The 7,037-nt window shown below is 62.4% G+C and carries 8 protein-coding genes; 1 reads left to right on the top strand and 7 read right to left on the bottom strand.

Annotated elements, in window-relative coordinates:
* Nucleotides 1-343: 343 nt before the first annotated feature.
* Complete coding sequence (locus EN906_RS17060) at nucleotides 344-1,144, bottom strand: GH25 family lysozyme (protein WP_023813161.1); 801 nt, start codon at nucleotides 1,142-1,144, stop codon at nucleotides 344-346.
* Between the two features lie 228 nt (nucleotides 1,145-1,372).
* On the opposite strand from EN906_RS17060, the gene EN906_RS17065 reads away from it, so the two are divergent.
* Complete coding sequence (locus EN906_RS17065) at nucleotides 1,373-2,752, top strand: serine hydrolase (RefSeq protein ID WP_127267191.1); 1,380 nt, start codon at nucleotides 1,373-1,375, stop codon at nucleotides 2,750-2,752.
* 18 nt (nucleotides 2,753-2,770) lie between these two features.
* Here the strand turns inward: EN906_RS17065 and EN906_RS17070 are convergent, their stop codons facing one another.
* From EN906_RS17070 to EN906_RS17095, 6 genes are all read right to left on the bottom strand, one after another.
* A complete protein-coding gene (locus EN906_RS17070) occupies nucleotides 2,771-3,079 on the bottom strand; it encodes a HigA family addiction module antitoxin (RefSeq protein WP_023813159.1) in 309 nt (102 codons plus the stop codon).
* 9 nt (nucleotides 3,080-3,088) lie between these two features.
* Nucleotides 3,089-3,385 carry a type II toxin-antitoxin system RelE/ParE family toxin gene (locus tag EN906_RS17075; protein ID WP_127267190.1) on the bottom strand — a complete coding sequence of 99 codons (297 nt, stop codon included), beginning with the start codon at nucleotides 3,383-3,385 and terminating at the stop codon, nucleotides 3,089-3,091.
* Nucleotides 3,386-3,495: 110 nt separating this feature from the next.
* Nucleotides 3,496-4,179, bottom strand: coding sequence for a class I SAM-dependent methyltransferase (locus tag EN906_RS17080; protein WP_127271461.1), 684 nt, complete (start codon nucleotides 4,177-4,179; stop codon nucleotides 3,496-3,498).
* Entirely contained in the window at nucleotides 4,176-5,474 is a 1,299-nt protein-coding gene (locus EN906_RS17085; protein ID WP_127271244.1) for a DUF3419 family protein, read from the bottom strand. The genes EN906_RS17080 and EN906_RS17085 overlap by 4 nt, the downstream gene beginning before the upstream one ends.
* A gap of 133 nt (nucleotides 5,475-5,607) precedes the next feature.
* Complete coding sequence (locus EN906_RS17090; protein WP_127271246.1) at nucleotides 5,608-5,802, bottom strand: hypothetical protein; 195 nt, start codon at nucleotides 5,800-5,802, stop codon at nucleotides 5,608-5,610.
* A gap of 74 nt (nucleotides 5,803-5,876) precedes the next feature.
* On the bottom strand, nucleotides 5,877-7,037 hold a 1,161-nt coding region (locus EN906_RS17095; RefSeq protein WP_206529106.1), incomplete at its 5' end, for a hydantoinase B/oxoprolinase family protein.

The following is a 7,037-nucleotide window of genomic DNA, read 5'->3' on the forward strand; positions in this document are numbered from 1 at the left end:
ACACAGGGTCAGCGCAGCCGCGAGGACTTTGGAACGCAGTCGCATCAGCTTCCTCTCGAAACGAATAGCGGGCAGTTGTTGTGCTCCCCCGGAGGCCCAACGCCCTGAATTGCCGGCGGTTGCACTTTTCACCGCTGGCTGTGTCGAAAAGCAGGCGGCAGGCCCGGTGTCAACGGTTCTTGTGCCGCAGCCCCTTATTCCGCCGGCTTCTCTGCCGTTGCACCGGTGTCAACAGTGTTCTGCGGAGCTTCTTATCTCGGACGGACTCGCTGCCGTTGCACCGGTTCAACGGAAGCTCTGCTGGAGTGATTTGATCCATGGCGGTGCTGCCGTTGAACCGGTGTCAACGGGTGTTCTGCCGCAGCCACTTGTTCCAGGTGGCTTCACTGCCGTTGAAGACGTTGATGTCGGCCTTGCCGGTCATGCCCGGAATGATCCCGGTTCCTGTGTACTGCCAGAATGTGAAGGGGTGGCTGCCGTATTTCTCACGTGGATGGCCGGCGACAGAACGCAGCCAGTACGGATAGCCGCGAAACCCCGCCAGGCCGTTGTCGTCGAAGAAGTCGACCGAGGTGTAGATGATCGGCTTCTTGCCGTAGTGGCGTTCGACGATCTCGAGGAAGGTGGTCATCTCCGCGCGCACCGTGGCGGCGTCGGGACGCAGCCTGCAGGTCGGCGATTGTGGGTTCCATTCCATGTCGAGGACCGGCGGCATCGCCGAGCGATCGACGGGGACGTTGCGGATGAACCAGCGCGCCTGCACGGCAGCCGGGGTGCAGAAATAGTAGAAGTGATAGGCGGCGCGGGGAACGCCCGCAGCTTTGGTCCGGGTCCAATGCTCGTTGAAGTATTCATCGAAGCGATCGCCGCCCTCGGTCGCCTTGATGAAGGCGAAGGAGATGCCGCTGGCCTTGGCCGCCGGCCAGTCGACCGAGGTCTGGTATTTGGAAACATCGGTGCCGTGGACGGCATAGTTCCACGGCGCGCCGCTCTCCCATTCATGCGGCTTGGAATCGGCAAAGCGCGGCGCCCGGACAGTGACCGTCGGGCTGCTCGACGCCGACGGCGACAGTGGCGAGAGATCGTCTACTGTCGAGCACGCGCCAAGCAGCGCTAGCATAATGAGGCCCGCAAGACGGCGCATCGCAATTCCCGAGCCGGATTCAGCCGGTCGCTGATGGGTCTATACCTGATGGCCGGCTTGTGATTGGGCCCCCTCCGAGCGATCGCCCCACAGCATCGCTCAGCATATCCTGTGATCGCCGATCATGGTTGATAATCCGTTGATGGCGCTCGACAAGCATTGTGATTTGCGGAAGCAATGGCGGCAAATCGATGACATAAGGGCTCGCGCAGGGCCCGGAGGAAATAAATGCGGATCGTCGTCAAGATCGTCAGATGGCTGCTTGGTCTGATCGTGCTGGCGGTCGCCGCGCTGTTTGCGTGGCTATACATCGCGCCGCCCGAATTGATCCGCGTCGGTTCCGGCTATTCGGCCAAGATCGTCTGCTCGAATGTCTTCATCGCCGGCCGGGACGCCAATGAGGTGCTGGCCGTCGACGTGCAGGCGCCCGGGCATCCCCTGCTGCGGTTAATGCGTGTTTCGGTGGACAAGAACAGGGGAACGGTGTCTGCCGGCCTGTTCGGGTTCCTCGGCAAGAGCGTCGCTGTCGCCCGCGACGGGCTTGGCTGCGCTTCGGTTCCGGACGGCGATGTCGGCAAGGCGCGACGGACTGTGATCCAGGCGGAGCCGTCGGCGGCCACCATGGGCGACCTGTGGCCGGAAGGCGAGCGGGTTGAGGCATCGCAGGATCCGGTTGTTGCCAAGCTGCTGGACGATGCGGCGCTGACCGGCACCGGCATGCGGGCGGTGGTGGTGGTCAAGAATGGCCGCGTCGTCGCCGAGCGCTACGGCGCGGGCTTTTCCGCCAAGACGCCGCTGCTCGGCTGGTCGATGACGAAGACGGTGAATGCCGCCATCGTCGGTACGTTGGTCAAGGACGGCAAGATGGCTTTCGACGACAAAAACCTGTTTGCGCCGTGGAAGGCGGACGGCCGCGCCGCCATCAGCCTTGCCGAGATGATGGCGATGTCGAGCGGGCTGGAGTTCAACGAGGATTATGGCGACGTCGCCGACGTCACGCGCATGCTCTATCTCGAACCTGACATGGCGGGCTTTGCCGAATCAAAGCCGCTGGCGGCCGAGGTCGGCAAGGTGTTTTCCTATTCGAGCGGTACGGCGGTGATGCTGTCGCGGCTCTGGCAGCACGCGATCGGCGACAAGGCCAAGGCGCTGACATGGCCGCGCACGGCCCTGTTCGAGCCGCTTGGCATGCATAGCGCGGTGCTAGAGACCGACGAGCAGGGCACTTTCGTCGGCTCGTCCTATCTCTACGCAACCGCGCATGACTGGGCGCGCTTCGGCCAGTTCCTGCTGCAGGGCGGGGTGTGGAACGGCAACCAGATCCTGGCAACCGGTTTCGTCGACTGGATGCGCGAGCCGGCATCCGCCTCGAAGGTCTACGGCAAGGGTCAGTTGTGGATCGAGGCCCCGGGCGATGAGGAAAACCCCGGCGCCGGCGTCGCGGCAGGCCTGCCCAAGGACACGTATTGGATGGAAGGCCATGACGGGCAGACGGTTGCCATCATCCCTTCGGAGCAGTTGGTGGTGGTGCGGCTGGGGCTGACGCCTGCCAAACTCGGCTACCGGCCGCAGACGATGGTGGGGGCGCTGATCAAGGCGCTGCATTAGCGCGGCGCAAACTCTTTGCTATGCAGCTGTCGCCAATGGCTTGGCGCGGTCAACTCGCGCCCGCTCGTCGGGCGAGTTCATGACCTGCCAAAGATCGCTGCGGCGCTGGACGTTCAACCAGAAGTCCGGGCTGTTGCCGAACACCCGCGCCAGAATAAGCGCGGTCGCCGCCGTGACGTTGCGGCGGTCGTTGCACAATTCGTTCACATGCTTGCGCTGGACCCCCATCGCCTCGGCCAAAGCCGCCTGCGTCAGGCCAAGCGGCTGCATGAATTCTTCCGTGAGAATTTCGCCAACCGTTGCCGGCTTGCGTGCGGTCATCAACATGTTCTCACCTCATCTATAGCTGTGGTCGTCGAGATAGATGTCCGACGCCTCACCGCGGCCGCCGTCCCAGCGGAAGATCAGCCGCCATTGCTTGTTGACGCGTATTGAATGGAAGCCTTCGAGAATGCCGCGCAGCTTCTCGAAATGATTGCTGGGCGGCACACGCAAATCCTGATCGATCATCGCGTCGTCAATCATCTGGAGCTTGCGGAACAAACGGCTTTCGAGATCGGACGGAATGTTGCGAGAATGGGTGTCTTCCACGAAGAAGGCCCGCAGCCATTCATCCCTGAAGCCGATGATCACCACATGCTTCCATGCATGTGAGATAGTGTACCGCTCTCGGGGTCATAAGGCAACGTTGATCCAACGGATCGTGGCTGCTTCGCCTTTATGTGCCTTTCCCACGGCAATATTCAGGAAGTGATCTTGATAACCGCCAGCCAGGCATAGCCGCGATAAAGCGTGCGGAAACGGAAGCTTGCACCGGTTCGCCGCGATTCTGATTCCAGCACCTCGCGCAACGATTCACGCGGCGTGACGTGGAACTTTTTCAGCCAGCCGCGCAGCAGCGCCCGGAACCAGCCAGGCAGGCCTTCCTGCTGGCCGAAATCGACGATGTGCAGCGAACCGTTCGGCGACAGGGCGGCAAGCGCTGCCGATACTGTTTTTTCCCAGCCGGGGATCATCGACAGTGAATAGGACACGAAGACACGGTCGAAGCGTTCGACACCGAAGAGTGCACGGGCATCGAAATCGGTGGCATCGCCCCTTGCCAGCACGACGCGGCCGGACAGGCCCTCGCGATCGATCGCCTTTCCGGCCGTTTCCAGCATTTCGGCCGAGATATCGAGGCCGTAGAAGCGGGCATCGGGATAGCGGCGGGCAGCCAGGATGATGTTGCGGCCGGTGCCGCAGCCGAGTTCCAGCACGGTACCGCCGGCGGGCACATCGAGCCCCGCGATCAGCCGGTCGCGGCCGAGAAGATAGTATTTGCGTGTCAGGTCGTAGATGTGGCGCTGCCAGCGGTAGACGCCGTCCATCAGTTCGGCATGGTTGGCCTTGAATTCGGGGCTGGCCGGCAACTCGCTGGTGCTCATGCGGCGCGCTTCACGTAGAGATGGAAGCCGCCATAGATGGCCGAGCGATCGCGGGCCGAAAATTCGCGCGAAGCTTGGTCCTGATAATCCCACTGGTCAAGCAGCGAGCTGGAGACACGGCCCGGCAACAGGCTGGGCTCGGCGGCGGTGCGGAAGATGACGCGGGCGCCTGCGGAAGCGGTGCGGGTGATTTCCGTCCACAGTGCGTTGAGCTGATCGTCGGTCATCCAGTCCTGCGCGTCGAGCAGGACGAATCGATCAACGGAGCCTGCATCCTTGCCGGCGAGGAATTCGATCAGATTGGCATGGTGGATGGCGACGCGGTCGACATTGCCGCGGATGGTCTCGTAATTCTGTTTTTCGAGATAGGCGGGCAGGGCGGCCTCGCCGGGGTTCGGATAGCGCCGGGCGAAGGCCTGCCAGGCGAAATAGTTGTTCTCCAGTGGAAAATCGCAAGCGAGTTTTTCCAGCCGGGCTTTCAGCACGCTGGCCATGGTGCCGTCGCCCGACGTGATCAGCGAATCATACTGCGCCGGTGGAATGCCGAGGCCGAACAGCGAAGCCTTGCGCGACGTCGCCCATCTCAAAAGCTTCTTGTCGAAGACCGGCGCCAGCTCCTCGTTGAAGAATCGGCGCTGCTCGCCGATGTTCCTGGCCTGCATGATGCCGGAGGGGTCGACGCCGAAGAATTTTCCCGTGCGGTGGCCCATGGCGATGAACAGGCCGAGCAGGCCGGTCTGGTAGAAATTGCGGTCGAACACAGTGATGCGCCTGATGCCGCGCCAGTTGCGGCGCTCCCAGTAGTGACGGCTGACAGGATCGAGATGCGGCGCGATGAAACGGTCATACGCTTTCGAATTGTGGCTGGTGTCGGCGGCGCCGAAGAAGCGGAACAGGTCGCCCTGCGATGGCAAATGGCGCACCGCCTCCAGCTTCATGCGGTTCAGCGCGATGTGCGCGGTGTTGAGGTCGACGGCGTCGACCCGGGCCGGCGAGCGCGTGAGGTAGGCCAGAATGTTGCAGCCGCCCGAGGCGATGGTGACGACGCGGTGGCCCTGGCCAAGCTGCATCGCCTCCATGTCGACATCGGGGTCTTCCCAGATCTGCGGATAGACGAGGCCGGAGAACAGGAAGGCGAACAGCCGCTCCGAAATGCCGGCCTTCGACAGCGGGCGGTTCTGGTAGACGGCCTTTCCAACTTCCTTGCCGCGGCGAAAAACCAGATCTGCGGAAACGTCCGTCATGGCAAGATGATTCCCCATTTGCTTTGCCGCAAGCGGGTAGCCTAGGGTCATGACAAGCCGGTGACAGCCTGTTGACGCCTCCTGACAGAGGTGGCGCGTAAAATCAGTTGATACCGCCGCGCAACTTCATCTGGCATCAACTTGCGCACTATCGAAGCCCATGATACCGCCGCGAACACACCCCTTACTGCGAACCAGTTGCACGTGCGTCATCCTCTCCAAGTGTGAAGCCCCATTGATACGGAGTGAGGCCGATTGGCACCTTGCTGTAGGAAGGCATTGAGGGGACGATGCCGGGCTTGAGTGACTGGTATCCATCGAGATAACCGTCGTTGAAGGTCTTGCTCGGGTAGGCAGGAATGTTCTTCACGATGGACATGGCGACTTCTCCTCAGAATATTGCGGACATGCGCCCGCCTCTGGCTCGCCATGTCCGCGCCCGGCAAGCATTCGTCATTGCCCTCCGAACCCGCCCGGCGTCGGCGTCGTCAGGATGACGGCGTCTCCTGCCTGCAGCACTGTCTGGTCGCAGGCTTTCAGCATGTCGATTGTGCCGTCCTTGCGGCGGACTTTGGTCGAGCCGACCTCGCCATCGCCGCCCCCATCCAGCCCTTGCGGCGGCCGGTTGCGATGCGAGGACAGGATGGCGCATTCCATCTTTTCGAGGAAGCGGATGGTGCGCTTGGTGCCGTCGCCGGCGTTCCATTTGCCCTTGCCGCCGGAATTTTCCCGAATGTGGAAATCCTCGAGCAGTACGGGAAAGCGCAGTTCCAGCACTTCGGGATCGGTGAGGCGCGAATTGGTCATGTGGGTGTGGACGCCTGAGGTGCCGGCAAAGCCGCGGCCCGAGTTCATCTGGCCGGCCGGCGAGCCGGAACAGATCGTCTCATAGTACTGGTAGATCTTGTTGCCGAAGGTCAGGTTGTTCATCGTGCCTTGCGCGTTGGCCATGGCGCCCATGGCGCCGAACAGCGCGTTGGTGACATGCTGCGAGGTCTCGACATTGCCGGCGACGACCGCGGCGGGGTAGGCGGGTTTCAGCATGCAGCCATCGGGAATGATGATGTTGATTGGCCGCAGGCACCCGGCATTCATCGGGATCATGTCCTCGACCATGACGCGGAAGGCATAGAGCACGGCGGCTCGGGCGACCGGTTCCGGCGCGTTGAAATTATTCTTCATCACCGGCGAGGTGCCGGTGAAGTCGACGGTCGCCTCGCGCTTTTGCCGGTCGACCGTGATCTTCACCTTGATGATTTGGCCGGTGTCGGTCGGGTACTCATACTCAGAACTGTCGGGCAGCCGCTCCAGCACGCGGCGCACGCTTTCGGCGGCATTGTCCTGGACATGGCCCATATAGGCCTCGACGACATCGAGGCCGAAATGCGTGACCATCTTGCGCAGTTCCGCGACGCCCTTCTCGTTGGCGGCGATCTGCGCCTTGAGGTCGGCGATGTTCTGGTGCGGATTGCGGGCCGGATAGCGGTGGTCGGTGAGCAGCGTTTCCAGCTCCTTCTCGCGGAATTTTCCGCGATCGACGATGCGGAAATTGTCGAACAGCACGCCTTCCTCGTCGACCGTGGTGGCGAGCGGCGTCATCGAGCCGGGTGCGGT

Source organism: Mesorhizobium sp. M7A.F.Ca.CA.004.06.1.1, assembly GCF_003999135.1.
Taxonomy (GTDB): Bacteria; Pseudomonadota; Alphaproteobacteria; order Rhizobiales; family Rhizobiaceae; genus Mesorhizobium.

Excerpts from the sequence above, each read along its gene's own strand:
- EN906_RS17060 (WP_023813161.1), bottom strand. The coding sequence starts at position 1,144 with ATGCGCCGTCTTGCGGGCCTCATTATGCTAGCGCTGCTTGGCGCGTGC.
- EN906_RS17065 (WP_127267191.1), top strand. The coding sequence starts at position 1,373 with ATGCGGATCGTCGTCAAGATCGTCAGATGGCTGCTTGGTCTGATCGTG.
- EN906_RS17070 (WP_023813159.1), bottom strand. The coding sequence starts at position 3,079 with ATGTTGATGACCGCACGCAAGCCGGCAACGGTTGGCGAAATTCTCACG.
- EN906_RS17080 (WP_127271461.1), bottom strand. The coding sequence starts at position 4,179 with ATGAGCACCAGCGAGTTGCCGGCCAGCCCCGAATTCAAGGCCAACCAT.
- EN906_RS17085 (WP_127271244.1), bottom strand. The coding sequence starts at position 5,474 with ATGACCCTAGGCTACCCGCTTGCGGCAAAGCAAATGGGGAATCATCTT.
- EN906_RS17090 (WP_127271246.1), bottom strand. The coding sequence starts at position 5,802 with ATGTCCATCGTGAAGAACATTCCTGCCTACCCGAGCAAGACCTTCAAC.